General features: G+C 59.3%; 20 protein-coding genes. 7 read left to right on the forward strand and 13 right to left on the reverse strand.

What is annotated here, in order from left to right; translation table 11 throughout:
- Window positions 1–23: 23 nt before the first annotated feature.
- Together DWZ22_RS02260 and DWZ22_RS02265 are read right to left on the reverse strand one after the other, a co-directional pair.
- Window positions 24–920, reverse strand: a complete 897-nt coding sequence (locus DWZ22_RS02260) for a DUF4097 family beta strand repeat-containing protein (RefSeq protein WP_158573287.1) — start codon at window positions 918–920, stop codon at window positions 24–26.
- On the reverse strand, window positions 920–1,636 hold the full coding sequence (locus DWZ22_RS02265; protein ID WP_117734526.1) for a helix-turn-helix domain-containing protein: 717 nt from the start codon (window positions 1,634–1,636) through the stop codon (window positions 920–922). Before DWZ22_RS02265 ends, DWZ22_RS02260 begins: the two co-directional genes overlap by 1 nt.
- 265 nt (window positions 1,637–1,901) lie before the next feature.
- Here DWZ22_RS02265 and DWZ22_RS02270 point away from each other — a divergent pair, with 265 nt between their 5' ends.
- The 3 genes from DWZ22_RS02270 (at window position 1,902) to DWZ22_RS02280 (ending at window position 6,722) form a co-directional block, all read left to right on the forward strand.
- Window positions 1,902–2,774, forward strand: a complete 873-nt coding sequence (locus DWZ22_RS02270; protein ID WP_117794343.1) for a class I SAM-dependent methyltransferase — start codon at window positions 1,902–1,904, stop codon at window positions 2,772–2,774.
- 117 nt (window positions 2,775–2,891) lie between these two features.
- Window positions 2,892–3,731 (forward strand): tRNA (guanosine(46)-N(7))-methyltransferase TrmB, encoded by an 840-nt coding sequence (locus DWZ22_RS02275; protein ID WP_118405318.1) that lies wholly within the window; start codon window positions 2,892–2,894, stop codon window positions 3,729–3,731.
- Window positions 3,732–4,040: 309 nt separating this feature from the next.
- Window positions 4,041–6,722, forward strand: a complete 2,682-nt coding sequence (locus tag DWZ22_RS02280) for an RNA helicase (RefSeq protein WP_118345706.1) — start codon at window positions 4,041–4,043, stop codon at window positions 6,720–6,722.
- Between the two features lie 79 nt (window positions 6,723–6,801).
- Here the strand turns inward: DWZ22_RS02280 and DWZ22_RS02285 are convergent, their stop codons facing one another.
- The 7 genes from DWZ22_RS02285 to DWZ22_RS02310 form a co-directional block, all read right to left on the reverse strand.
- Window positions 6,802–8,559 carry a DUF2130 domain-containing protein gene (locus DWZ22_RS02285; protein ID WP_118405319.1) on the reverse strand — a complete coding sequence of 586 codons (1,758 nt, stop codon included), beginning with the start codon at window positions 8,557–8,559 and terminating at the stop codon, window positions 6,802–6,804.
- A gap of 138 nt (window positions 8,560–8,697) precedes the next feature.
- Window positions 8,698–9,243, reverse strand: coding sequence for a metallophosphoesterase (locus DWZ22_RS02290; protein ID WP_117734531.1), 546 nt, complete (start codon window positions 9,241–9,243; stop codon window positions 8,698–8,700).
- A gap of 66 nt (window positions 9,244–9,309) precedes the next feature.
- Window positions 9,310–9,489: a hypothetical protein gene (locus DWZ22_RS10200; protein ID WP_158550198.1), complete on the reverse strand. Its 180-nt coding sequence runs from the start codon at window positions 9,487–9,489 to the stop codon at window positions 9,310–9,312.
- A 400-nt stretch (window positions 9,490–9,889) separates the two neighbouring features.
- Complete coding sequence (locus DWZ22_RS02295) at window positions 9,890–10,654, reverse strand: ChbG/HpnK family deacetylase (RefSeq protein WP_117734532.1); 765 nt, start codon at window positions 10,652–10,654, stop codon at window positions 9,890–9,892.
- Window positions 10,655–10,880: 226 nt separating this feature from the next.
- On the reverse strand, window positions 10,881–12,080 hold the full coding sequence (locus DWZ22_RS02300) for an MFS transporter (protein ID WP_158557569.1): 1,200 nt from the start codon (window positions 12,078–12,080) through the stop codon (window positions 10,881–10,883).
- A gap of 242 nt (window positions 12,081–12,322) precedes the next feature.
- Complete coding sequence (locus DWZ22_RS02305; protein ID WP_118345708.1) at window positions 12,323–13,702, reverse strand: aldehyde dehydrogenase; 1,380 nt, start codon at window positions 13,700–13,702, stop codon at window positions 12,323–12,325.
- An 8-nt stretch (window positions 13,703–13,710) separates the two neighbouring features.
- Window positions 13,711–14,931, reverse strand: coding sequence for an iron-containing alcohol dehydrogenase (locus tag DWZ22_RS02310; protein WP_117798940.1), 1,221 nt, complete (start codon window positions 14,929–14,931; stop codon window positions 13,711–13,713).
- Window positions 14,932–15,184: 253 nt separating this feature from the next.
- Here DWZ22_RS02310 and DWZ22_RS02315 point away from each other — a divergent pair, with 253 nt between their 5' ends.
- A complete protein-coding gene (locus tag DWZ22_RS02315) occupies window positions 15,185–15,748 on the forward strand; it encodes a ferritin family protein (RefSeq protein WP_070097113.1) in 564 nt (187 codons plus the stop codon).
- A 242-nt stretch (window positions 15,749–15,990) separates the two neighbouring features.
- Here DWZ22_RS02315 and DWZ22_RS02320 read toward each other — a convergent pair whose 3' ends face one another.
- Both DWZ22_RS02320 and DWZ22_RS02325 read right to left on the reverse strand, forming a co-directional pair.
- Window positions 15,991–16,872: a hypothetical protein gene (locus DWZ22_RS02320; protein WP_117794349.1), complete on the reverse strand. Its 882-nt coding sequence runs from the start codon at window positions 16,870–16,872 to the stop codon at window positions 15,991–15,993.
- A gap of 537 nt (window positions 16,873–17,409) precedes the next feature.
- Entirely contained in the window at window positions 17,410–18,849 is a 1,440-nt protein-coding gene (locus DWZ22_RS02325; RefSeq protein ID WP_118405321.1) for a PLP-dependent aminotransferase family protein, read from the reverse strand.
- A 145-nt stretch (window positions 18,850–18,994) separates the two neighbouring features.
- On the opposite strand from DWZ22_RS02325, the gene pdxS reads away from it, so the two are divergent.
- The gene (gene pdxS, locus DWZ22_RS02330) at window positions 18,995–19,885 is read left to right on the forward strand and encodes a pyridoxal 5'-phosphate synthase lyase subunit PdxS (RefSeq protein WP_118405322.1); all 891 of its coding nucleotides are present in this window, start codon (window positions 18,995–18,997) and stop codon (window positions 19,883–19,885) included.
- 20 nt (window positions 19,886–19,905) lie between these two features.
- Window positions 19,906–20,493 carry a pyridoxal 5'-phosphate synthase glutaminase subunit PdxT gene (gene pdxT, locus DWZ22_RS02335; protein ID WP_118405323.1) on the forward strand — a complete coding sequence of 196 codons (588 nt, stop codon included), beginning with the start codon at window positions 19,906–19,908 and terminating at the stop codon, window positions 20,491–20,493.
- Between the two features lie 421 nt (window positions 20,494–20,914).
- Here pdxT and DWZ22_RS02340 read toward each other — a convergent pair whose 3' ends face one another.
- On the reverse strand, window positions 20,915–21,826 hold the full coding sequence (locus DWZ22_RS02340) for a hypothetical protein (protein ID WP_117734540.1): 912 nt from the start codon (window positions 21,824–21,826) through the stop codon (window positions 20,915–20,917).
- A gap of 214 nt (window positions 21,827–22,040) precedes the next feature.
- Here DWZ22_RS02340 and DWZ22_RS02345 point away from each other — a divergent pair, with 214 nt between their 5' ends.
- Window positions 22,041–22,451, forward strand: a complete 411-nt coding sequence (locus DWZ22_RS02345; RefSeq protein ID WP_117734541.1) for a peptide deformylase — start codon at window positions 22,041–22,043, stop codon at window positions 22,449–22,451.
- Between the two features lie 75 nt (window positions 22,452–22,526).
- Here DWZ22_RS02345 and DWZ22_RS02350 read toward each other — a convergent pair whose 3' ends face one another.
- Window positions 22,527–24,008: an aminotransferase class I/II-fold pyridoxal phosphate-dependent enzyme gene (locus tag DWZ22_RS02350; protein ID WP_117734733.1), complete on the reverse strand. Its 1,482-nt coding sequence runs from the start codon at window positions 24,006–24,008 to the stop codon at window positions 22,527–22,529.
- Window positions 24,009–24,067 lie beyond the last annotated feature (59 nt).

Here is a 24,067-nt window from a genome sequence, read left to right on the forward strand (position 1 = left end):
TACGGGTTTTCGAAAAGCGCCCGTTACTCCGAATCAAACGACACGTCGCCCGAGCCGATCTCAAAACGATACGTGGCGGACTTATCGCCATTGTCGAACTCAGAATTCAATATGGTCTCGCCATCGTAGCCAAGCGGAAGGAAATCACTCTCGAAGTCGCCACTGCCCAGGGTAAGGCTCGCCTTAAAGCCCGTAGAGTTCGGAACCGTTATCTCTACATCACCCGAGCCCACGGTAACGTCCATCGAGCTCGCGGGGGCCTGGTAGAGCTCGAACGTCGCACCGCCCGAACCAACCTCGGCATTCAGGGTATCGGTCACGGCGCCCGTAAACTCGACGTCTCCCGAATTCAACGTTATATCCAGATCATGGCACGCAATGTCCGCGACCGTCAGGTCGCCTGATCCTACATTCGCCGTAATGCCCACCAGGCTATCCGCAACATCTCGCGGCAGCTCAATGGTAATTGTGCGGTCAATCGCGCGCTTACCATCGTAGTAGAACTGACTGATCTTGAGCGTAGAGCCCTTGACCTCAGCAAGGTTCCGGGTAGCCGCATCAGAAGCAGACGTCCCCTTCGCAACGCGGCCGCTTTCGATAACACGCACCGGGCCGCCGGTGACGTGTTTGACCTCGACCGTGCCCGACGTCACGTCCAAGTCAAGCGATGTGAACGCGCCGGCATCAAACGTTTCGCTCGAAAGTTGTTGAGGCCGAGCGGAATAGTTACCGCTATCCAAGAGATCATCGTCGTCAAACATATCGTCAAAATCAGACAAATTGCCAGATAGAATACCGGTCGTACGCACCATATCGGAATGAGCCAATAGCCGCGAAGTGCCAAAGACAAGTCCGATGATGAGCATAAACGCTCCGATACCAACACCCAGGCGCACCTTAGATTCATGCGAGAGTTTCATCATTCATCACCTTCTTTGGTACTCGTCTCAGCGGAGGTTGTAGCAGCCGCGTCAGCATCAACCGCAGGGAAATCATCCTGAGCCTTGGCTGCCACCGGCGCCGGACCAACCTGAATATCCCCGCGCGCCCAATCACCATCGAGCGCACGCGCCACCCAGTGATAGATGGGAATCGTAAAGAAGATCAGCGCGGCAAAGGGACCGGCGCCAAACAGGAACATCAGCAAAAAGAACAGCATCCAGCACACAGCCCAATACGGGAACGACTGGAACGGTCCTTTCACCGGAGTCGGATTGACCGCACCGGCGTTCGTCGCTTGCGCCGTCGCGGCGTTAGCCGCCTGCGCGCTCCAGCTTGCAGCCTGCGCCGCCTTAGCCGCGGCATCACTCGCCTGCGTTGCGGCCTCGGTAGCGCGTGCCGCCGCCTCGTGGGTACGGGCTCGCTCCGCCGCCTCGGCCTCGCGCTGGCGGGCGCGGTCCTCATTCTCAAACTCGATATCGTCCTCGATCTCGTCGCTCGGATTGAGCAGCTCGTCCAGACTCACACCATAGAGCTTGGCGAGCGAGATCAGGTTCTCGGTATCGGGCGAGCTCTCCGCGCGCTCCCATTTACTGACCGCCTGGCGCGACAGTCCCAGCTTTCGCGCCAATCCCTCTTGGCTAAAGCCCTTGCTGCGGCGAAGGTCGGCGAGCCGCTGCGCAGTTTCTACATTCATGGTTCCTCCTATGCGATGCCAGCCGTGCCGCCGGACCGTTTTTTCTTAAGGCGCCTTGCACAGTTAAAAATCTATCCGCCACCGCCAAAAGCATGCCACCTATTCTAGTGAGATTTTTGACAACCGACGGTTGCGGGCACATATGAGCTGCGAAAATGCGTCCAAACAAAGCAATGGCCCGCAGCTCGGTTGTCCCCGTTGCGGTGTTAACGGTAGTATGGTCGTACTGTTTATTCCGCACCGCCAACGGAGGGAGTTCCGCGCCGTGAACCGCGATTTCGCCTCATCGCTCATCCAGCTCAACAATACGTTCTATCGCGAGCACTCCGCCTCTTTTTCCGATACGCGCCAGGCCCCGTGGCCTGGCTGGGTGCGCACCATGGACATCGCGCTCGGGCAGCTCGACGTCGCCACGATCGAGCATCCCGTCCGCGTCTTCGATCTCGCCTGCGGCAATATGCGATTCGAGAACTTTGCCGCCGGCGGCACACTTGCCGCCAAAGGCGTCGACGGCACGAGTCCCTCGGCAGACGCCAGCTGCCCGCTTGAGTTCTATGGCGTCGACTCGTGCCAAGACCTGGCCATCGATGCTCATGGCCACGCCCTGCGCATCCCCAACCTGCACTTCCAGGAACTCGACGTGCTCGATGCCCTCATGAAGCTCAACCCCGCCGAGACACCCGACGCGCTTTTCGACGCCCCGCTCGCCGACATCTCGGTCTGCTTTGGCTTTATGCACCACGTGCCGTCGTGCGAGTATCGCGTGCGCGTGCTCGACGCCCTGGTGCGCCAGACGCGCCCGGGCGGTATCATCGCCATCAGCTTTTGGGAGTTTATGAACGACGAGCGTATGGCACGCAAAGCCGTTCGCGCCGAGGCCCGCGCTGAGCTCACCCCGCCGTTTGAGGACTACGATTCCGCGCAGTTCGAAGCCGGCGACCACCTCATTGGATGGCAAAACGACCGCCATGCCTACCGCTATTGCCACCACTTTGACGATCAGCAGATCACCGACCTGGTGCGCGGCGTTCGTACGTTCTACAAGAGTGGCGAGGTTCCCGTACGCGAGCTCGAGCGTTTCCACGCCGACGGTCGCAGCGGCGAGCTCAACCGCTATGTGATCCTCAAGCGCCTGTAGGCATCGGCGACCCGCCGCCGAGTCGCGCCGCAACTTCCGGGCAAACCATGCCCACCTTTTCCAACCCGTTGACGGAACGCGTAGTCATGCGTTCCATGCGTATAACCAAGGAGCCTCATGGGAGCCGTCCACGTTCGCACGCCTAAGAACTTTGTGCTCGAAGAGCGCCTGGAGCGCTACGCCGATGCGATTGAGACGAACCCCGAGGCCTATGCCGGGAATTGGGGCGAAGCCTGCGCGCCAGCCGGCGGCCTGCCCTTTACCCGCCTTCATCTGGATCTAGGCTGCGGCAAAGGCACCTATCTGGTTGAGCGAGCTCGCCGTGAACCCGACACGCTCTTTGTCGGTATGGACCAGGAGCCCATCTGCATCGCCTATGCCGCACAGAAAATCTGCGAGCAGGGGCTGCCCAACGCGCTCGTACTCCCGCGCGGAGCTGCAGCGTTGCCCGCGCTGTTTGCCGCAGGCGAGCTCGATGCCATCACCATCAACTTTCCCACGCCGCAGCCCAAAGCCAAGTACGCCAAAAAGCGGCTCGTCCATGTCGACCATCTGATGCTCTACCGCCCGCTCCTTGCAGCTGGCGCCACCGTCACGCTGCGCACCGACAGTAAACCATTGCGCGACTACGCCCTGGGGCAGTTTGCCGCGGCAGGCTACGACACGCGTTGGATAAGTGACGACGTCCGCCGCGACCATCCCGAGTATCCCGAGACCGAATATGAGTGCCGTACGCGCGAGATGGGTGCCGCTGTCTACGGCATTTGCGCCACACCCGGCGCACAGCCCGGTGACGATGAGCTCACGGCGGGGCGCATGCAGGAGCAAAGTCTTGCCTGCTACCTGCCCGACGACCTTAATGAGCTCACGTACGTGCCCCTGGGCATGGAAGAGGCCGTCGAGAATTTTAAAAACCGCGCCCGCAAGGGCAAGAAGCGCCTGCCGCAAGAGTCCTAGGGGCTTTTGGCAGTCGCGGCGCCGGTAGCCAAACGCAAATAGGCGCCGACGAACGACCCTCAAACCTAAGTGAGTAGACTTTTTGGCAATAGCCAAGCACGACCCGTATGGCGAAAACTAAAATCGCAGGTAGAGCCCTTGCGTAAAATTCGCGTGCTCGCGATATCGCAAAAAGTCTACTCACTTAGTTAGCGGCCGCCCCAAACAGCTGGGCAGAACGCCCATTTCCTGCATTTTCTTGCCTGCGAACGCATCGATGCGACGCTACGCCATAATAGTTGGCGGACAAACGCGAGAGAAAGCAACCACATGGCACAGACCACGACAGATACCGCCGCCAGCACCGTCTCCGGCGCCGGCGCTGCCAGCTCATTCTCGGGCGGCACGGGAACCGAGGCAGAGTTCGGCTCGCTCGGCGCGCTCTCCCCCACTTGGTGGGAGCCCGAGGATGGCAGCGAGCCCGAACCGTGGCTCACGCCCGATCAGGCCTTCGAGCGCTTCTTTGAATGGACGAGCGACCGCGGCATTGAGCTGTGGGACCACCAAGAAGAGGCCCTCATGGACCTGGCCGCCGGCGATCACGTCATCTTAGGCACGCCGACCGGATCGGGTAAATCGCTCGTCGCGCTGGGCATGCTTTTTATGGGCATGGCGCAGGGCAAACGCTGTTATTACACGGCCCCTATCAAGGCCTTGGTCAGCGAAAAGTTCTTCGACCTGGTACAGGTGCTCGGCCGCGATAACGTCGGTATGATCACCGGCGACACGCACATCAACACCAAGGCGCCCGTCATCTGCTGCACGGCAGAGATCCTTGCTAACGACGCACTGCGCGAGGGCGAAGATGCCGACGTGGGCTGCGTCGCCATGGACGAGTTCCACTATTTTGCCGACCCCGATCGCGGTTGGGCCTGGCAGGTACCGCTGCTCACCCTGCCCCACACGCAGTTTATGCTCATGAGCGCCACGCTCGGCGATGTCACCGCCATCGCCGCCTCACTCGAGGAGCACACCGGCGCTGCCTGCGACTTGGTCGTCGATGCACCACGCCCTGTTCCGCTGAGCTACGACTATGTGACGACCTCCCTCGAGGGTACGGTCGAGCTCGCCATGCGCCGTGGCGAAGCCCCACTCTATATCGTGCACTTTAGCCAGGATGCCGCACTTGCAACGGCGCAGTCACTCGCCAACTTTGGTATTGCCAGCAAGGAGCAGCGCGAGGCCATCAAGGAGGCGGCCAAGGGCACGAGCTTCTCCACGGCCTTTGGCAAGATTCTCAAGCGCCTGCTCGGATGCGGCGTCGGCGTGCACCATGCCGGCATGCTGCCGCGCTATCGCCTGCTGGTCGAGCGCTTGGCGCAGCAGGGCCTACTGCCCGTCATCTGCGGTACCGATACGCTCGGCGTCGGCATCAACGTACCCATCCACACCGTGGTGCTCACCGCACTCACCAAGTTCGATGGCTACAAGATGCGTCGCCTGCGTGCCCGCGAGTTCCACCAGATTGCCGGTCGCGCCGGCCGCTCGGGCTTCGATACCGAGGGCATGGTGATTGCCGAGGCACCTGAGCACGAGATTGAAAACGCCAAGCTCATGGCAAAGGCGGGCGACGATCCCAAGAAGCTTCGCAAGATTAAAAAGAAGAAGGCGCCCGAGGGCTTTGTCACCTGGAACAAGCAGACCTTTGAGCGCCTGATCGAGACGCAGCCCGAGACACTCAAGCCGCGCCTGCGCATCACGCACTCTATGGTGATTAGCGTAGTCGAGCAGGACGGCGACGCCCGCGCCCGCGTGCACGACCTTATCGAGACAAGCTTGCAGACCCCCGAGGAAAAGGCCAAGCTCGAGGTTCGCGCCGACGAAATCTTCGCCACGCTCATCGATTCCGGCGTCGTCGTGCGTACCGAGGTGCCGCCCGCACCCAACGCCCCGGCCGACGCCACGCCAGACATCGACTATGCGCTGACGGTCGATCTACCCGAGGACTTCGCGCTCGATCAACCGCTCTCGCCATTTTTGCTTGCCGCGCTGGAGCTGCTCGACCCCGAGAGCGAGACCTATACCATGGATCTCATCAGCATGGTCGAGGCCACACTCGAAGACCCTAAGCAGGTGCTCCGCGCCCAGGAGCGTGCCGCGCGCGACCGCGCTATGGCCGAGATGAAGGCCGACGGCGTCGAATATGAGGAACGCCTAGAGCGCATTCAGGACGTCACGTACGAAAAGCCGCTCGAGGAGCTGCTCGATGCCGCCTTTGACAAGTACTGCCAGGAAGTGCCCTGGGCAAACGACTACCAGCTCTCGCCCAAGAGCGTCCTGCGCGACATGTTGGAGAGCGCGAGCGACTTTAAGGGCTATATCCAAAAGCTCGGAATCGCCCGCTCCGAGGGCATCTTGCTGCGCTACCTGGCAGAGGCCTACCGTTCGCTCGACCGCACCGTACCCATCGAGAAGCGCGACGAGTGCCTGCGCGACATTATCTCGTGGTTGGGCTTTGTGGTGCGTTCGGTGGACTCGAGCCTGGTGGACGAGTGGGAGAACGCCGGCAACCCCGCCGCACTCGACGCCGCACCGCCGCAGGGCATCGACGAAGTCGTAGCCGACCGCCGCGGCTGCACGCTGCTGGTGCGCAACGCGCTCTTCCGCCGCGTAACCCTTGCCGCCCGCGAGCATACGAGCGACCTAGGCGAGCTCGACGAGGACTGGGGCATGAGCGAAATCCGTTGGCAAAAAGCGCTCGATGCCTACCATGAGCAGCACGAGGAGATTCTCACCAACGGCGACGCGCGCAGCTCCGCCATGTTCTCGATCGACGAGTCCGACGAGAAGGCACTCCACGTGTGGCACGTGCACCAGATCTTTGCCGACGAGGACGGCGACCACGACTTTGGCATCATGGGCGATGTCGACCTGGATGCCACGCAAGACGGCGGCGAGGTTATTTTCAAGAACTACCGTGTCGGCTTTATCGAGGATTTGCTCGAGGACTAGCCGTACATACTGGAACGAAATGAAGCGGGGCCGCTGGCAACATCGCCAGCGGCCCCGCTTTTGCACTATACGTTATGCCTTACTCGGCATCCTCGACCTCATACGAATCGGCATCGGCGGGCTCATCAACCGTGTCCGCCGCCACCTCACGCACCTCGTCGAAGGCCGCCTTCATTGTTTTGTTCCCCCAGGTGAGTTTGCGGATCGTGAGGTCGTCGGCCTTCTTGTTTGCCAAGCGTAGGTTGTTCTCGGACGACAGGAGCGCCTCCTTGGTCTTTTGCAGATGGATAATCGTCTTGTCGATCTCCTCAATCGCCGTCTGGAACTTACGGCTCGCGAGCTCATAGTTGCGGCCGAAGTCGTTCTTGAACTTCTCCATCTTGGCTTCGAAGTTCGTGACATCGATATTCTGCTGTTTGTACTCCGCCAGTTCCTGCTTATAGCGAAGCGAACCCATAGCGGCGTTGCGCAGCAGCGTAATCATGGGAATGAAAAACTGTGGGCGGATCACGTACATCTTCTCGTAGCGATAGCTCACGTCCACGATTCCTGCGTTATAAAGCTCGCTCTCGGGCTCGAGCAACGTGCAGAGCACCGCGTACTCACAGCCTTTCTGGCGACGATCGTGGTCGAGCTTCTTAAAGAAGTCCTCGTTCTTATGCTTGGTCGCGGTCTCGTCGTTCTCGTTTTTCATCTCGAACATAATCGAAATGATCTCGTTGCCGCTCGCGTCACACTCACGGAAGATAAAGTCGCCCTTGGTGCCCTCGGACGCATCGTTGTCTTTCTCGAAGTACGCGTTGGGAAACGCCGTCATGCGTAGGCGGTTAAACTCGGTCTCGCAGTGCTGCTCGAGCGACTCGCCCACCATCTTGGTGGACAGGCGGACCTTCATGTCCTTAAGGCGCTCAATCTCTTCATCCTTATAGCGAATCAGTTCCTCGTTCGCGCGCTTGGTCTGCGCAAGTTCGAGCTCGTGTGCCGCCTTGGCCTGCTCCTCGCGCGAATCGCGCACCGCCAGCTCGCTCGTCAGCTTGGCACGCGCCTCGTCGCGCTCTCGCTCCGCCGCGGCAACCGCCTCCGACAGGTTCATTTTTGCTGCCAGCTCCTGCTCGCGCAGCTGGGCGCGCAGGCCCTCAGCCTCCTGCTCAGACTGAGCCTTTGCGGCGGAAAACTTCTCCTGCACCTTCGCCTGATAGTCAGCAAATGTGCGTTCAGCCTCGCTGCGAGCAGCATCAAGCGCGCGCTGCGACTCGGCCGCGGCCGCGGCAAGCGCCATCTCCTGGGCCTTGTCCGCCGCGGCAAGCTTGGCCTGCAGCTCGGCAATCTGCGCATCGCGTGCGGCCAGATCGCTTTGAGCAGCGTTACGCACCGCCGACTCGGCAAGCTTGGCTTCGTCATCCTTACGTCCCAGCTGTGCGCGCAAGCTGTCGATTTCGCGCTGGAGCTCGGCGTTCTCCTTTTGAGCATCGGCGCGGGCCTCTACCGCCGCGCGCTGGCTTGCGCTCTCGCGCTCTGCAGCAGCGCCCTCGAGCTTGGCGCGCAGCTCGGCAAGTTCGGCATCGCGCTTGGCGACCTCTTGCGCCAGCTGTTGAGCTGCGGCATTCTTCTGCTCGACAAGCTGGGCGTTACGTTGGGACTCCGCCTTTTGCAAAGCGGCCGCCGAACGCGAGCGCTCAAGCTCCAGCGCCCGCTCGCCCTCGCGCTGGACCGCCTTCACACGCTCATCCAGGTCGTGCGAGAACTCGGTATCGCGCACCTGCTTGACGATATCCGCATAGCCGGACGCATCGACCTTAAAAACTTCGCCGCAATGCGGGCACTTAATCTCGTTCATGGCAGCTCCTCGATGGACGCAAATATCAACCGCATACACTCTACCGCGCCGCACGGACAAAAAAGGCGCCGCCGCCATAATGGCAACGGCGCCAAAACCACCACAAAGGTGTCTGTCCCCTTTGTGGTGGTTCGAGAATTACAGCCCAAAAAAGTCTAGGATCTGGTCGCGGCTTACGGGCTTGTAGCCATTAGCGTCAAGTCCCACGTCATAGCGCAGAACCGGGCGCTCGCGATCGCGGTTGCGGACGTTGGCACGGTCTCCCCTGCTGTGAATGTGCCCGTGCAGCATGATGGCACCGCGCGCCTTGCCATTCCAGCTGAGCATGGGGTAGTGGCTCATCACCAGACGATGGCCCTTGGCGTAACCGGGAGCGACCTCCAGATAATCGCGCACTTCATCCCAAATATGCGGCGCGTCCGGATCTTCCCAATCGCCGTCATGGTTGCCACGAATGAGCGCCACGTTCTTGCATTCGATACGCTCGCGCAGGCGCACCGCCTCCGCCAGGGGCAAACGATAGGTAAAGTCACCCAGAATATAGAGGCGGTCATCCGCAGCAACACACTCATTGATGGCATCGATGACCTTGCGGTTCATCTCCTCGATCGAACCAAACGGTCGATCCATGTCGTGCAAGATATTCGTATCACCCAGGTGCAGGTCGGCGGTAAACCACATCATCGTCTACGTCCTCATTTCGCAATGCGTATAAGACCTGTTTAGTATACAGACGCAGCGATGCGACAGTTACCCAAAGAGCCCGCCGAACAGACCCCGGCGACGTTTGTCTTGCTTTTTCGAAGCGTCGCCCTGGGCTTTCTTGTCCTGCCGCTTTTTACGGTCCTGCCCCAGCTCGTCATCATCGAGCAGCAGATCCCACTCAAACGGATCGTCTGTCAGATCGAACAGTTCGTCATCATCAAACATGACCGCCTCCATTGCCGGTTAGCGAGCGTCCACCACATAGTTGAGAAGTCTACGGACCCGTGCGGACACAAATTCATCCTGTCTGCATCCTTCAATCGTTTGCCGCAACGCTTGCGCGACAGAACGCTTGCAGATAAGATAGGAACACGGATGGCACCCGTTGCCGCGGGTCTTGCCAACTCCGATACACGTTTTCATCGTGAGAAGTGGCCGTCTTCGCTTACGCGGGGCGGCCACTTTGTTTATTCCTATGCCATCGACTCTAATGCACAAAAAGGCACGCATGACACGTTGCCCTGACTCTATTGCGCCGCATGGAAAAAAAGGCGCCGCCGCCATAATGGCAACGGCGCCAAAACCGCCACAAAGGTGCCTGTCCCCTTTGTGGCGGCTTGAGTCCTTACAGGTCGCGGTAGTCGATCAGGCGAAGATCGGGTTGAGACTCAAGCCAAGCGCGAAGCCCGGGATCGATCAGAGCATCGACTTCCTTGGTGCGATCGGTCGTAAGCGAGCTGTTCTCGAGGATAAAGCGGTCGAGATAACCCGGATGGCAGACAAAGATCACCGTCTCACCTTCTACCATCTCGCGGACCGTCTGCATGATTGCCTCTTTGGGTTCGTAGCCCGGCTCCATCGAGCGCATCACCATGCGCAGGTCGGCATCTCCGCAATGCACCACTGCCACAGGGTCGAAGCTCGCCTTTTGCTCCTTAAGACCCAGTTCCTGGGCAACCGCCGAGATAGCTCGGTTAAGGTTTTTGCTCATGACGGCATGGGCCTCAAAGTAATCGGGCTCGCGACCCACGATCTCGACAAAGCGGTCATGCTGCGCGCGGATCTCGATGCAGGCCTCGTCGAAGTCTATCAACTCCTCACCGCGCTTAAAATGCTCACGGAAGGTACGGCTGCTATGGAATTCACCGTTCTCGTTGAGCATGCTCGGAATGAGCGCCGGGTCGGCACACGGCTTACCCAGACACACGTTGGTATGCTGGCCCACTGCAACACCGGCGTCTGCCACGAGCGACCAGCCACGTTCGGCCTCGGGCATATTGGGCATAAGGCCTACCGAGCGCACCAGACCCTCGTTGACGCTGCGGGCGATTCCCAGGTCAACGGCATACGAATACCCAATGTCATCGGCACGGATTAAAAGCCGTTTCATAACAACTCCCCCAATCTATGGAAAACTCACCACAAGTGGATACCTTTGTGATGGTTCGAGAATTACAGCTCGAAGAATCCAAGGCTCCAGTCGCAGCTTGCGGACTTGTGACCGTTAACATCGAGCCCCGCGTCATAGCGCAGGATCGAGCGCTCGCAATCGCGGCTGCGCGCATTTCGCTTTCCCCATGCGACCTATTCAGCAAGGCAAGCGGAATGCCGAGAGCCTAGCCCCGACGCCGGGCGATTGCCCAAAACGTGCAGGCGATAGCGGCCGTTGCCAGGCTTGCGCCAACAAGCACTCCCTGCACGCCAAAGGCGTCGGCCAAAAACGGAGCAACGACCAGAGGCAGCACGCCTGCGCCGTTGAGGCCCACGCGCATCACGCCCAGCACGCGCCCCACCTTGGCAGGGTCGCTCAAGCGCTGGGTGAGTGTGACGCGCACCGGTCCCATGGCGCCAAAACCAATGCCACAGACAAGCTGCCCCACCGCAGCAACGGCAACATGGGCGGTACCCACATACACAACGGAGCCCACACCCGTCACCAGCAGCATCGCCGCCAGAAGCTCCAGCCTGATGCGTCCCGACGGCACACGCATGATTAGGTACGACCCCAGTGTTCCGCCGATGCCAGCAATGGCCGACAACCATCCCATCCACTCCGTACCCACGCAGAGAACATCGCGGTAGAACAGCGACTCGAGCGAATCGAATGCCCCGTAGGAAAAGAAGCCCATAAAGCCCATGAGAAAAATCAGGCGCAGGTCGGCATCAGCTGCCGTGGCAATAACGCCTTCCCAAAGCGATCGCAAGCCCGTCGCCTCAGCGCGAGACTCCGGCTTAGCGAAGCCCTGAACAGCAGCGCCTTCACACAACGAGGTCGCAAGCAGCAGAGCGGGAACAGGTGCCACCGCAAGCAGGAAAAACACCCCTTGGTTGGAAAAGACCGAAGCGATAACGCCTCCAAGCGCAGGTCCAACGATCACCGCGACACTTGTCGCGATGTTATTGAGGCCGTTAATGCGCAGAAGCTCATCGGGGACTTCCGTCAAAAAGCGCGGATAGGCGTCCATGGCCGTAGTCCCCGCGCCAAACAACAGCCCGGTAGAGATGGCGAGTAGCGCAAGCGCGGAATAGGACACGGGAGCAACAAGACCAAAAACGCCCGATGCGCAAAGCAGGACGCAAACGGCTAGAAGCACATGACGCGGGCCCAAGGAGTCCACAAGTGCGCCGGAGCAAAACGTTGCAAAGATGAGCACCAGGTTGAGTCCAAACACGAGTGCGGACGTCTCAAATGCGCCGGCCCCGAGAACGTAGGTGCCGCAGCCAATGATGCCGACAAAATACGTCGACTGAAATGCAAGCTGTATAAAGAAATTTACCGCAACCAAACGGTGCGATGGAGAAAGAAGGCGGGACATAGCAAACCCCTCATGCATATGAAAACCAAACGAGACAGCCTGAGCGTCATCAGTCCATATAGCTCTCGAACATATGCATAATCTCCCCTTTGCTGCGGTCGTCCCGTATTCTAGCACCGATCTGGCGTCCCGCCCCTGCGCGTTGCCATCAGAACGCTCCACGCCCCAGCGCTTGGGCATGAGAAATGGCCGCCTTCGCTTACGCGGGGGCGGCCATTTTGCTTTTCTCTGTGTCATCGATTCTAATGCACAAACATGCGCACGAATTTGTGTTTCCAGCTTGCGTAGGGCGCATACCGAAACGGCACGTCCAGCCAGGTTGCCTTGTTCACGATGCTCTTCTTGTGGCTAAACGTATCGAAGCTCTCGCGGCCATGGTACTGCCCCATGCCGCTCGCGCCCATGCCGCCAAAGCCCATATGGCTCGTGGCCAGGTGCATGATCGTATCGTTAATGCAGCCGCCGCCAAAGGGCACGTAGCGCACAAAGCGCTGCTGAACCGCACGGTCCTGACTAAAGACGTACAGGGCCAGCGGCGTCGGGCGATTCGCGATGAACGCCTCGACCTCATCCAGGCTCTCAAACGTCAGCACCGGCAAGATGGGGCCGAAAATCTCCTCCTGCATTACGGCGTCATCGGGGGTCACGCCATCCAGAATCGTCGGCTCAATCTTGAGCGACATCTCGCGCGCCGCGCCACCAAGCACAACCTTATCGGGATCGATCAGCCCGCGCACGCGCGCAAAGTGCTTGGCGTTGACGATATGGCCGTAATCCTCGTTGTCGAGCGGATGCTCGCCAAACATACGGCGGACTTCCTCCTTGATAAGGCCCAGCAGCTCGTCGTGCACGCGTCTATCGACCAGCAGGTAGTCGGGCGCCACGCAGGTCTGCCCCACGTTGAGCCATTTACCAAAGGCGATACGCCGTGCCGCGACCTTCAAGTTTGCCGTTGCATCTACGATGCAGGGACTCTTTCCACCCAGCTCGAGCGTCACGGGCGTAAGGTTTTTACTTGCCCGCTCCATGACGAGTTTGCCGACCGGAACGCTACCGGTAAAGAAAATCTTGTCCCAGCACTCATCGAGCAGCGCTTCGTTCTCGGCGCGCCCGCCCTCGACAACCGTTACCAGGCGCGGATCAAATGCCTCTTCGCAGATTTGCTTGAGCACCGCGCTCGAAGCCGGGGCATAGGCGCTCGGCTTGATGACCACGGTATTGCCCGCGGCAAGGGCGCCGGCAAGCGGCTCGAGCGTCAACAAAAACGGATAGTTCCAAGGAGCCATGATGAGCGTAACGCCATAGGGCACGGCCTGCGTCTTGCACACACTCACGGCGTTGGCGAGGTCACACGGGCGCAGGCGCGGGCGACTCCATCGAGCCACGTGCGCAATCTGATGACGAATCTCGGAAAGCGACGTGCCGATCTCGCACATATATGCCTCGTCGTGCGACTTGCCCAAATCGGTCTTGAGCGCATGGGCAATATTGGCCTCGTGCGCCTGTGCCGCATCACGCAAGCTCACGAGCGCGCGACGGCGAGCATCGACATCAAACGTGGCATGCGTCTTAAAATAGGCGCGCTGATCGGCAACGATGCGCGCGATTTCCTCGGTGTTCATGGGCCCTCCTAGTTCTCGCCCTCAAACATACCACCTGCAACGACTTCGTACATATGCTCGAGCTCCAAGCGGTCCATTAGAAGCGGAACGGGGTACAGGGGATTGGCCTCGGCATCGGCATGCGCCGCCATCTGCGGAATGTCGGAGCGGCGAACGCCTGTCACATATTTGGGGATACCCAGGGCAACGTTCATGCGGTCGACCCAATCGATAAAGGCCTCGGCCGCAAGACCGTCCTGCGCGGTAGCCGGCGCAATGTCCGCCATGCGGGCAAGATCGGCGAGCTTGGGGGCGGCGGCGTCACCATAAGCGCGAAGCATATGCGGCAGGATGATGGCGTTGGCCAGGCCATGCGGAATCCCGTATCGTCCGCCCAGGCTGTGTGCAATGGCATGAACGTATCCAACGTAGGAGCGCGTAAACGCAACGCCCGCCTTATACGCTGCAGAAAGCATATTGTGGCGCGCACGCATGTTGTCGCCGTGCTCATAGGCCTCGAGCAAATAATCGTGGATGAGCTGTACCGCCTGACGCGCCATCTTGCGCGTATAGGGCGTGGTGCTGCGGCCGATAAAGGCCTCGACGGCATGCGTCAGGGCATCCATACCCGTTTGTCCCGTAATGGAGGCGGGCAGGCCGCGCGTAAACTCGGGGTCGTACACCGCAAAGCGCGGGATAAGCACAAAGTCGTTAATGGGGTACTTGTAGTGCGTCTTGTCATCGGTAATGACCGCTGCAAGTGTGACCTCGCTTCCCGTGCCTGCCGTGGTGGGGACGGCGATGAGCAGCGGCAGGCGACGATGAACGCGCAGCAGGCCACGCATCTTGTTGATGGGCTTGTTTGGCTGTGCGATGCGTGCGCCCACACCCTTAGCACAGTCCATGGCCGAGCCGCCGCCAAAGCCGATAACGGCCTGGCAGGCGTTCTCCCGATACAGGGACGCCGCTTCCTCCACGTTTGAGACCGTAGGGTTTGCCGATGTTTTGGCATAGATCGCAACGCCGATTCCCTTGGACGCGAGCGCCGTCTCGAGCGGTGCCGTAAGCCCCAGACGGGCAATACCGGGATCCGTCACGATAAGAACCCGCTGTATCGAGCGTTTTTGAAGCACCGCGGGGACATCCTCGGCATGCTCCAGAATATGCGGCTCGGTATAGGGCAACACCGGCAATGCGATGCGAAAAACCATCTGATACGTTCGGCACCAGGCGCGACGGGCTAGATGCATAAAGGAAGCTCCTTCATTTGTTGATGGGTCAACATTTGCTCGACCGATTGTACTCATCGGAGGTCTCGGGCGGCCTGCCAATCGTTAATCAATCAACATCTTCACAAGCTCAAAATTTTTTATTAAAAATCATTCCTAATAGGCTTCACATTCGGTTGCATTTATGGATAATAGAACTCGTCAAGACGCGCGTCCGGAGAGGGCCTTTACGGGACCGGACGAGCGCTCCATCGCCATCGATCGAAAGGATCGAATCATGAAATTTGTTTGCCCCGTTTGCGGTTATGTGGAAGAGTTCGACGGCGACCAGCTGCCCGAGGATTTCAAATGCCCCCAGTGCGGCGTTCCCGGTTCTCGTTTCCTGAAGCAGGAGGAGGGCCAGCTCGAGTGGGCTGCCGAGCACGTCGTGGGCGTCGCCAAGATGGAGGGTGTCTCCGAGGATATCGTTGCTGACCTGCGCGCCAACTTTGAAGGCGAGTGCTCCGAGGTCGGTATGTACCTGGCCATGGCTCGCGTCGCTCATCGCGAGGGCTATCCCGAGATCGGCCTGTACTGGGAGAAGGCTGCGCACGAGGAGGCCGAGCATGCCGCCAAGTTCGCTGAGCTCCTGGGCGAGGTCGTGACCGACTCCACCAAGAAGAACCTCGAGATGCGCGTTGAGGCCGAGAACGGCGCCACCGCCGGAAAGACCGATCTTGCCAAGCGCGCCAAGGCCGCTGGCCTCGATGCCATCCACGACACCGTGCACGAGATGGCTCGCGACGAGGCTCGCCACGGCAAGGCTTTCGCCGGCCTGCTCAAGCGCTACTTTGGCTAAGCCAATCGCCTGAGAGATAATCTCTAGCTCGATAAGGCCCGGACCGCATGGTTCGGGCCTTTTTCGTGTCTTGCGAACCAGTTAACGTCCCAAAAATAGGAACACCTTTGACATCGGCTTCGCGTCAAAAACTAAGTGAGTAGACTTTTTGGAACTTGTCGAGCAGACCACCCGTATTGCTTTATAAAACCGCAGGTAGATAGCTTGCCGCAAAACAATCTGGTCGCCATCACGCTAAAAGTCTACTCACTTAGATTAGCAGCCGCCCACGATCGGGCCTTTTTGTATCTAACGGGTATCTTTTTGTCGATTTCTCCCAGTTTTGACCAGTCAACGAACAGCTCAGACCGGAGTAACGCCTCGGCCCCTTGCTCCTCCGAGCTTTTATCGCGATATTCAACATCGAGCAACCTGCATACGGCCTTAACAATCGCGCGAAATCTATCCTCATCGGATATCTGTCCGTGTGTCAGGAGAAATACATCGTAGCCCATTGCCTGAAGCGCCGTCATGCGGTCGGCGTCACGCAAGCCATCCCCCGCTCGCCCGTGCGAGGCCTTCCCCTGACATTCGATGGCCACCTGCCGCTTTCCGTTCGGCGAAGACAACAGTAGGTCGATATATACGCGGGACTTTCCCACAATCGATCGAGCACTTGTGCTTAGCATCACTTCAACATTAAGCTCTATGCCGCAAAAACCTTCGCCTCCCAGGGATCGTGGCAACCCAAGCAACAAATACGTCTCAACCTCAAAAGGCGATGCGGCGCCCAGTGGAACGAGATGCGATACCGCGACAAATCGCTTGCCGTAACGCATCCCACAAACATCTGAACAAAAACGGTCAAGGTCTCCGCCCAAAACCAAAGCGTCGCGCCGCCACAAATTTGAGGCGGCACCGTCCTCGGACGGGCAACGTGCCCAACCAAAGGTTGCCGGAATCGCGCCCGACTCAATTGCACGCGAAAGCTCTGCCTCGAGTGCTGCTGGCAAGGCACAAACCGTAAACAAGCCGCACATCTCCGCTAATACCAAAAGCAGCTGGAGATCCGTCAGATGCCGCGACATGATGAATGCCGTCAGCAAAGGAGATGTGACCAAAAACCCATGTTCCGTTTCCAGCACGGATTCCCTGGGAAGCTCACCAAGGAACAGCCGTTGCCTAACGCTGGCAGGACAAGTCCGCTTATTTCTCGTCCCAACCAATGTATGCAACGGCAAGCCGAGCACGACCGCAGCCGTCGGGTTACGGGCGAGGCCATATCGCTGCCGGTCTTCTTCCGGTCGTGGAAGTGGCGGACACAAAGCGAGGGCTTGAGGAGGCAAACGCCAGTACCTAAAAGCCGATATGTCACAAAGTAGATCCTTCATAGGCACAGGAAAACACGAATTTCAACCCAGCCAGTCTCGCATTGGCGCGAACGCACCAAAAATGGCACCGAGCGGACCGCTAAGTTTTCAACAGCCCTCCCCAACTGACCAATAGCTTGCCAAGAACTGGACGAAGCCCTGTTGAAAACCCCTTTTTTTCTTATGGAGAAGCTTTGCGCGGCAAGTGAGTAGACTTTTTGGAACATCCCGAGCAGGCCGGTCATCCTGCTTTTCAAAACCGCAGGTAGATAGCTTGTTACAAAACTGCCTGGTCGCCAAAGAGCTAAAGGTCTACTCACTTAGGCTAGAGGGCACCCCCATTAGCTGCGATTCCAGGGTGTTTAGCGCATTTGAACTCAAGTCGTCATACTGGACAAGGATTCGAGTCGAGCTTTCAGGGACAAATGCGCCATCGGCACACCAAAAGCAGTCACTGATATCGATAAAAGGGATACTCGAGCGCGTGAGGGCCAGCGTAAAAGAGCTTCCGCCCGCGCCACGCTCCGCAACCACGATGCAGTAAAGACCCGCATCCGCATGTTCGATCGAGACCTCCCCCGCCGGAAACGTCTTCCGTACAAGCGCCGCCAGGCCATCACGCGCCTCGCGAGCACGAACACGCACGCGGTTCACATGTCGCTCGTAATCACCCGATTCCAGCAAGCGCGCCAAGGCGACCTGGTCAACAGAGCTCACCGATGAGGCATAAAAACCAAGGTCGCGCCTAAAGCACTCCATCAGCTCGTCGGGCAGCACCATGTACGCCAAACGTAACGCCGATGAAAGGCTCTTCGAAAACGTGTTGGTGTAAATAACCGACTGAGCGGCATCGATCGACGCGAGCGCGGGAATCGGCTTGCCGGCAAGGCGAAACTCGCAATCGAAGTCATCTTCGATGAGATATCGGCCCGGCTGCTCGGCAGCCCAGCTCAGCAGGGCATAGCGACGCGCAATGCTCGTCACAAGGCCGGTCGGATACTGATGGGACGGCATCAGGTGAAGGATATCTGTTCCGGTTTTCTGCAAAGCGCTCAAGTCCACGCCCTCACCATCCAGCGGGATATGGCGAACTTCGCAACCCATAGCCTGATAGATGCGTGTCAGACGCAAATAACCCGGATCCTCGACGGCATACACCTTGTCCGCGCCAAGCAACTGAACCAACATGGTATCGAGCAGCTGGGCGCCCGCACCGATAACAATGTTGTCGGGATTAACATTCATGCCCCGTGTCCCGCGCAGATGGCGAGCGATTGCGCGTCGTAGCCGAGCGGTGCCCTGCGCTGGTGCGGGCGAAAAGATCTCGCGTTCGTCTTCGGATGTCAGCGTTGCCCGTAGTGTGCCTTGCCAAAGCCTAGCCGCCTCCAAAGCGGAAGGAGAAAGCGCATCGAATCGCTCGATCTGTCCATCGGCGTCATGCGCCCCGGGGTCCATAGAGACAGTATCCCGGTCGATATCCCCCGTAACCAAAGCCAAAATCGGTGCATCCGGAAGCTCGCAAGCATAGTAGCCGCGACGCGGCTTTGAGCGAATATAACCCTCGGCAAGCAGCTGACTATATGCATTCTCGATGGTAATGACACTGATTCCCAGATGACTGGCAAAGGCGCGCTTAGACGGCAGATGCTCCCCCGCCGCAATGCGTCCAGCAACGATATCATCTCGAATTTGCTGGTAAACATACTCATAGAGCGACGCTTCGCCGCGTTGTTCCAAATTGTAGTCAAGCATGAGTCTATCATCTGACCTTATCGAGTCATTCAATCTGGTATTAGTCTGACCTTGTTATTATCTCGAAAACTGAGTATTTCGCCATACCCAGCTCCCCGATAGGATGTTCCGTCAAGCAATGCACATGCCAATCAAGGGAGCGACCATGGCAGAACAGACCAGCAAGGCCGATCGCGTCAAACTCAACCGCGAGCTCGCACAGATGCTCAAGGGCGGCGTCATCATGGACGTTACCACGCCCGAGCAGGCCCGCATCGCCGAGAAGGCAGGCGCCTGCGCCGTCATGGCTCTCGAGCGCATCCCGGCCGACATCCGCGCCGCCGGCGGCGTTTCGCGCATGAGTGACCCCAAGATGATCAAGGGCATTCAGGAGGCCGTCTCCATCCCCGTCATGGCAAAGTGCCGCATCGGTCACATCGTCGAGGCGCAGGTCCTTCAGGCCATCGAGATCGATTACATCGATGAGTCCGAGGTTCTCTCCCCCGCCGACGATGTCTACCACATCGACAAGACCCAGTTTGACGTGCCGTTTGTCTGCGGCGCCCGCGATCTGGGCGAGGCGCTGCGCCGTGTTGCCGAGGGCGCCACGATGATTCGCACCAAGGGCGAGCCGGGCACGGGCGACGTGGTCCAGGCCGTGCGCCACATGCGCAAGATCCAAAAGCAGATCCGTGACGTTGTCGCCCTGCGTGACGACGAGCTCTTTGAGGCAGCCAAGCAACTGCAGGTTCCGGTCGAGCTGGTGCGCGATATCCATGCCACGGGTAAGCTTCCCGTGGTGAACTTTGCTGCTGGCGGTGTAGCAACCCCTGCCGACGCCGCGCTGATGATGCAGTTGGGCGCCGAAGGCGTCTTTGTCGGATCGGGCATCTTTAAGAGCGGCGACCCGGCCAAGCGCGCCGCCGCCATCGTCAAGGCCGTGGCCAACTTCACCGACGCCAAGCTCATCGCTGAGCTTTCGGAGGATCTAGGCGAGGCCATGGTCGGCATCAACGCCGACGAGATCGAGATCATCATGGAGGAGCGCGGACGCTAGTCCGGTAGAAAGGATCGCACATGAGCGATTACGCAGAACAGACGGTCGCCGTGCTGGCGATCCAAGGTGCTTTTGTCGAGCACGAGGCAAGGCTGTCCGAGCTGGGCGCACGTTGTATTGAGCTGAGGCAGGCGGCTGATTTGAAGCAGGACTTTGACCGTCTGGTACTTCCCGGCGGCGAGTCTACCGTTCAAGGGAAGCTGCTTGATGAGTTGGGCATGCTCGAGGAGCTTCGCGCCCGTATCGCCAAAGGCATGCCCGTCCTGGGCACCTGCGCCGGCTTGATTCTCTTGGCACGCGATCTTGCCACCCACGACGATAAGGGCACGCCGCGTTTGGCAACCATGGATGTACTTGTCGAGCGCAATGCCTACGGCAGGCAGCTCGGCAGCTTTCGAACCAAGGGGCAGGTAGCCGGCATCGACGCTGAAGTGCCGCTGACGTTTATCCGCGCGCCCCGCATCGTCGAGGTCCACGGCGACGCCAGGGCCTTAGCGAAAGTCGATGGGCGCATCGTCGCCGCCCGCCAGGGCAACCAGCTCGGCGTCACCTTCCATCCCGAACTCGACGACGACACCCACCTCCACGAACTGTTCCTACAAATGTAGGCGGAGTAGAAACGAGCGTGGATTTTCAGACACACAACAAATGAGAGTGGATAATCTCCCACTTTGAGTTTGAATACAGGCTCAAACCGGGAGATTATCCACTCTCATGCTATGTAGTCGTTGGGGACGTTCTTAAACAACTAGTCAAACAAGAACGTCCAGCAACCACAAGGAGTGTCCCCAAGTGCCAGCAGAGACGTCCCCAAGCGCCGGAAATAAGCTACCCAACAGATCATTTTGGCAACAGCAATTACGCTGATGTTTCGGAAACGCCAGCGAGCGCCGCCCAGGGCGAACAAGTTGGCATGAAAAAGGCAAAGCATGGACCTTCTGGTCATGCCTTGCCTTTTGAATGACAAATTGTCGCCCTGGGTGGCGCGTAGCGTCAACTAGTTACGCGGTTCGTAGAACCGCGTAACCCCTAAAAGCGGTTGCCGCGGAAGCCGCCGCCGTTGCGGCCGCCACGATCGCCACCGCGACCGCCGCGGTCGTTACCACGGTTGCCGCCGAAGCCGCCACGGTTGCCACCGCGGTCGCCATAGCCACCACGGTTGCCGCCAAAGCCGCCGCGACCGCCACGGTCGCCGCCACGGTCACCAAATCCGCCACGGCCGCCACGATCGCCACCGCGACCGCCACGGTCGCCACCGCGGCCACCGCGATCGCCAAAGCCGCCGCGGCCGCCACGGTCACCGCCACGGCCACCACGATCGTCACGGCCGCCGCGAGGACCGCGGTCCTCATCCAGGCCCATGGCGACGAGCGGAGCGATAACCTTATCGAGAGCGGCCATCAGCTCGGTGGCCTCCTCGTAAGAAAGCTCGGGCAGGAGCTTCTCCTTCTTATTGGCAAGCTCGACCAGGCCCTCAGCGGCATCCTCGGCAGCGAAGACAACGATCTTGCGCATATCGCCCTCGGCGTCGTCGATGCGGCCGACCAGATCGGCAGCCTCGGCCTCGGCCATCAGGCCATCGAGCTCGCGAAGGCGCATGCCCAGCAGATCGGACATTTCCTTCTGCTCCATCTTGGGCTTGAGGTCAAGAAGCTTGATGGCGCGCTCGATGTTCGCCATGCGCTCGGCCTTGGCCTCCTCCTCCTTGGAAATAGCAAAGCGACGGCTACGCAGCAGGCGGGCGGCCTTCTGCATCTTGTCCATCAGCTCTTCGTCATCGTAATCAGCGGCGGCCTCGACAACCTCGGCCTCCTCCTCGGCGGAAACCTCGTCAGCAGCCTCAACCTCGGCAGCTTCGGTCTCCACGGTCTCGACTGCCTCAACCTCGGCAGCCATGGTCTCGTTCTCGGTCTCGTTCATGATCTCTTCGTTCTCGGACATGAGACTCCTTCTTGGCCCTCTCGGGCATCATCGCCCCATTCGCGGGGCCCGTCGCGCACTCTTTGCGCTTTAAACATTCATGCCTCTCGGCAAAACGTCCATTAGTTTATGGTGTCGCCATCCAATCTAGCTGCAGAATCTATGTGCACACATTAATGCGACATGTCGCGGTATCATGGCCCGAACCAAACGCATCCACCTTAAGGAGCCCGCCATGATTAAGCCCATCATGAAATCCGAGTTCTTTTTGCGCCTGCCTTCCGAAGACGCGGGGCCCGACGACGCCGCGACCGGGCAGGATCTTCTGGACACGCTGCACGAACACGAGCACGAGTGCGTGGGCCTTGCCGCCAACATGATCGGCGTACGCAAGCGCATCATCTGCGTAAAGGACGACAACAGGGCGCTGCTCATGTACAACCCTCAAATTCTTGAGAAGGTCAACGCCTACCAGACGAGTGAAGGATGTCTTTCGCTCGTCGGCGAGCGTCCCTGCACTCGTTATCGCCGCATTAAGGTGGAATATCTGGACGAGAGCTTTGTCCACCGCATCAAAAACTTCTCAGGCTACACCGCCGAGATCATCCAACACGAAATCGACCACTGCCAAGGAATCGTTATATAGTTCCGCCAATTCAAGAAGGCTCCCTGCAGCCAAGCAACTGCAGGGAGCTTTTCATAGTGCGGAACTTCTATCCCACTAGCTCTGGCGGTAGTGATCGAAGAAGTCGGCGAGGTCCTCGAGCGACTCCTTTAGTACTTCCATGCGCGGCAGGTACACGATGCGGAAGTGGTCGGGCTCGGCCCAGTTAAAGCCGCCGCCGCGCGTGATCAGGATCTTTTTCTCGTGCAGCAGGTCAAGGGCAAACTGCTCGTCATCGGTGATGTTGAACTTCTTAACATCCATCTTGGGGAAGATGTAGAACGCCGCACGCGGCTTGACCACCGAGATGCCATCAATCTTGTTGAGCGCCTCATACACAAAGTTGCGCTGCTCGTAGACACGGCCGCCGGGACGGATGTAGTCGTTGACGGACTGATGTCCACCGAGTGCCGTCTGAACGATCGATTGAGCCGGCACGTTGGAGCACAGGCGCATGTTGGAGAGCATGTTGATGCCCATGATGAAGTCGCTCATGCAGCGCTGGTTGCCCGAAAGCACCATCCAACCGATGCGATAGCCCGCAATCATGTGCGACTTGGACAGGCCGCTAAACGTAACGCAGGGCAGGTCGGGGGCAAGCGATGCAATGGAGACGTGCTCGTAGCCGTCCATGCACAGACGGTCGTAGATCTCATCAGCAAAGATCATCAGCTGATGCCTGCGTGCAATCTCGACGATGCCCTCGAGCACCTCGCGCGGATAGACGGAACCCGTGGGGTTGTTGGGGTTGATGATCACGAGGGCTTTGGTCGCGCTCGTGATCTTGGACTCCATATCCTCCAGATCGGGATACCAATCCGCCTGCTCGTCGCACAGATAGTGCACGGGATGTCCGCCGGCAAGAGTTGCGCACGCCGTCCACAGCGGGTAATCGGGGCTGGGAATCAGGATCTCGTCGCCGTTATCGAGCAGTGCGTTCATCGAAAGCTGAATGAGCTCGGACACACCGTTGCCCGTGTAGATGTGCTCCATCTGAACATTGGGCAGGCCCTTGATCTGCGAGTACTGCATGATCGCCTTGCGCGCGGAGAACAGGCCGCGCGAGTTGGAATAGCCTTCGCAGTCGGGCAGCTGCTGGCGCATGTCCTTAATGACCTCGTCGGGCGTGCGAAAACCAAAGGGCGCGGGGTTGCCGATATTGAGCTTGAGAATGCGCTCGCCCTCGTCCTCCATGCGGGCGGCCTCGTCAACGACGGGACCGCGCACGTCATAGAGGACGTTGTCGAGCTTGCTGGATTTAGAAAAAGTACGCATGGTGGCGCTCCTTGCAATTTGAGCCGAGGGGTTGGGTTCGGGTTTGGAAACGTTGCGGGGCGATGATGTCTCGCCTTGATCGGCGTCACTGGCGAGCAGCCAGGTAACATCGACCTCCAAAATACGGGCGAGCAGCTCTGCCACATCGCGCCGCGGAATCGTCTTGCCGCTCACATATTGGCTCATCTGACTCTTGCCGAGTTTTTTGCCGAGCATCTCCGATGCGCGGATCACATCCGACTGGCGAACGTCGCGATCGGACATAGCCTGTCGCAGGCGATCGCTAAACGTCTCTTGGGCCACTAGAACCTCCTTGCTGGCAA

Origin of the sequence: Collinsella sp. AF31-11 (assembly GCF_003475605.1) — a bacterium.
Classification (GTDB): Bacteria; Actinomycetota; Coriobacteriia; order Coriobacteriales; family Coriobacteriaceae; genus Collinsella.

Bases quoted from the DNA above. Each gene is read 5' to 3' on its own strand.
- DWZ22_RS02260 (WP_158573287.1), bottom strand. From the start codon at position 920: ATGAAACTCTCGCATGAATCTAAGGTGCGCCTGGGTGTTGGTATCGGA.
- DWZ22_RS02265 (WP_117734526.1), bottom strand. From the start codon at position 1,636: ATGAATGTAGAAACTGCGCAGCGGCTCGCCGACCTTCGCCGCAGCAAG.
- DWZ22_RS02275 (WP_118405318.1), top strand. From the start codon at position 2,892: ATGGGAGCCGTCCACGTTCGCACGCCTAAGAACTTTGTGCTCGAAGAG.
- DWZ22_RS02280 (WP_118345706.1), top strand. From the start codon at position 4,041: ATGGCACAGACCACGACAGATACCGCCGCCAGCACCGTCTCCGGCGCC.
- DWZ22_RS02285 (WP_118405319.1), bottom strand. From the start codon at position 8,559: ATGAACGAGATTAAGTGCCCGCATTGCGGCGAAGTTTTTAAGGTCGAT.
- DWZ22_RS02290 (WP_117734531.1), bottom strand. From the start codon at position 9,243: ATGATGTGGTTTACCGCCGACCTGCACCTGGGTGATACGAATATCTTG.
- DWZ22_RS10200 (WP_158550198.1), bottom strand. From the start codon at position 9,489: ATGTTTGATGATGACGAACTGTTCGATCTGACAGACGATCCGTTTGAG.
- DWZ22_RS02295 (WP_117734532.1), bottom strand. From the start codon at position 10,654: ATGAAACGGCTTTTAATCCGTGCCGATGACATTGGGTATTCGTATGCC.
- DWZ22_RS02300 (WP_158557569.1), bottom strand. From the start codon at position 12,080: ATGTCCCGCCTTCTTTCTCCATCGCACCGTTTGGTTGCGGTAAATTTC.
- DWZ22_RS02305 (WP_118345708.1), bottom strand. From the start codon at position 13,702: ATGAACACCGAGGAAATCGCGCGCATCGTTGCCGATCAGCGCGCCTAT.
- DWZ22_RS02310 (WP_117798940.1), bottom strand. From the start codon at position 14,931: ATGCATCTAGCCCGTCGCGCCTGGTGCCGAACGTATCAGATGGTTTTT.
- DWZ22_RS02325 (WP_118405321.1), bottom strand. From the start codon at position 18,849: ATGCTTGACTACAATTTGGAACAACGCGGCGAAGCGTCGCTCTATGAG.
- pdxS (WP_118405322.1), top strand. From the start codon at position 18,995: ATGGCAGAACAGACCAGCAAGGCCGATCGCGTCAAACTCAACCGCGAG.
- pdxT (WP_118405323.1), top strand. From the start codon at position 19,906: ATGAGCGATTACGCAGAACAGACGGTCGCCGTGCTGGCGATCCAAGGT.
- DWZ22_RS02340 (WP_117734540.1), bottom strand. From the start codon at position 21,826: ATGTCCGAGAACGAAGAGATCATGAACGAGACCGAGAACGAGACCATG.
- DWZ22_RS02345 (WP_117734541.1), top strand. From the start codon at position 22,041: ATGATTAAGCCCATCATGAAATCCGAGTTCTTTTTGCGCCTGCCTTCC.
- DWZ22_RS02350 (WP_117734733.1), bottom strand. From the start codon at position 24,008: ATGTCCGATCGCGACGTTCGCCAGTCGGATGTGATCCGCGCATCGGAG.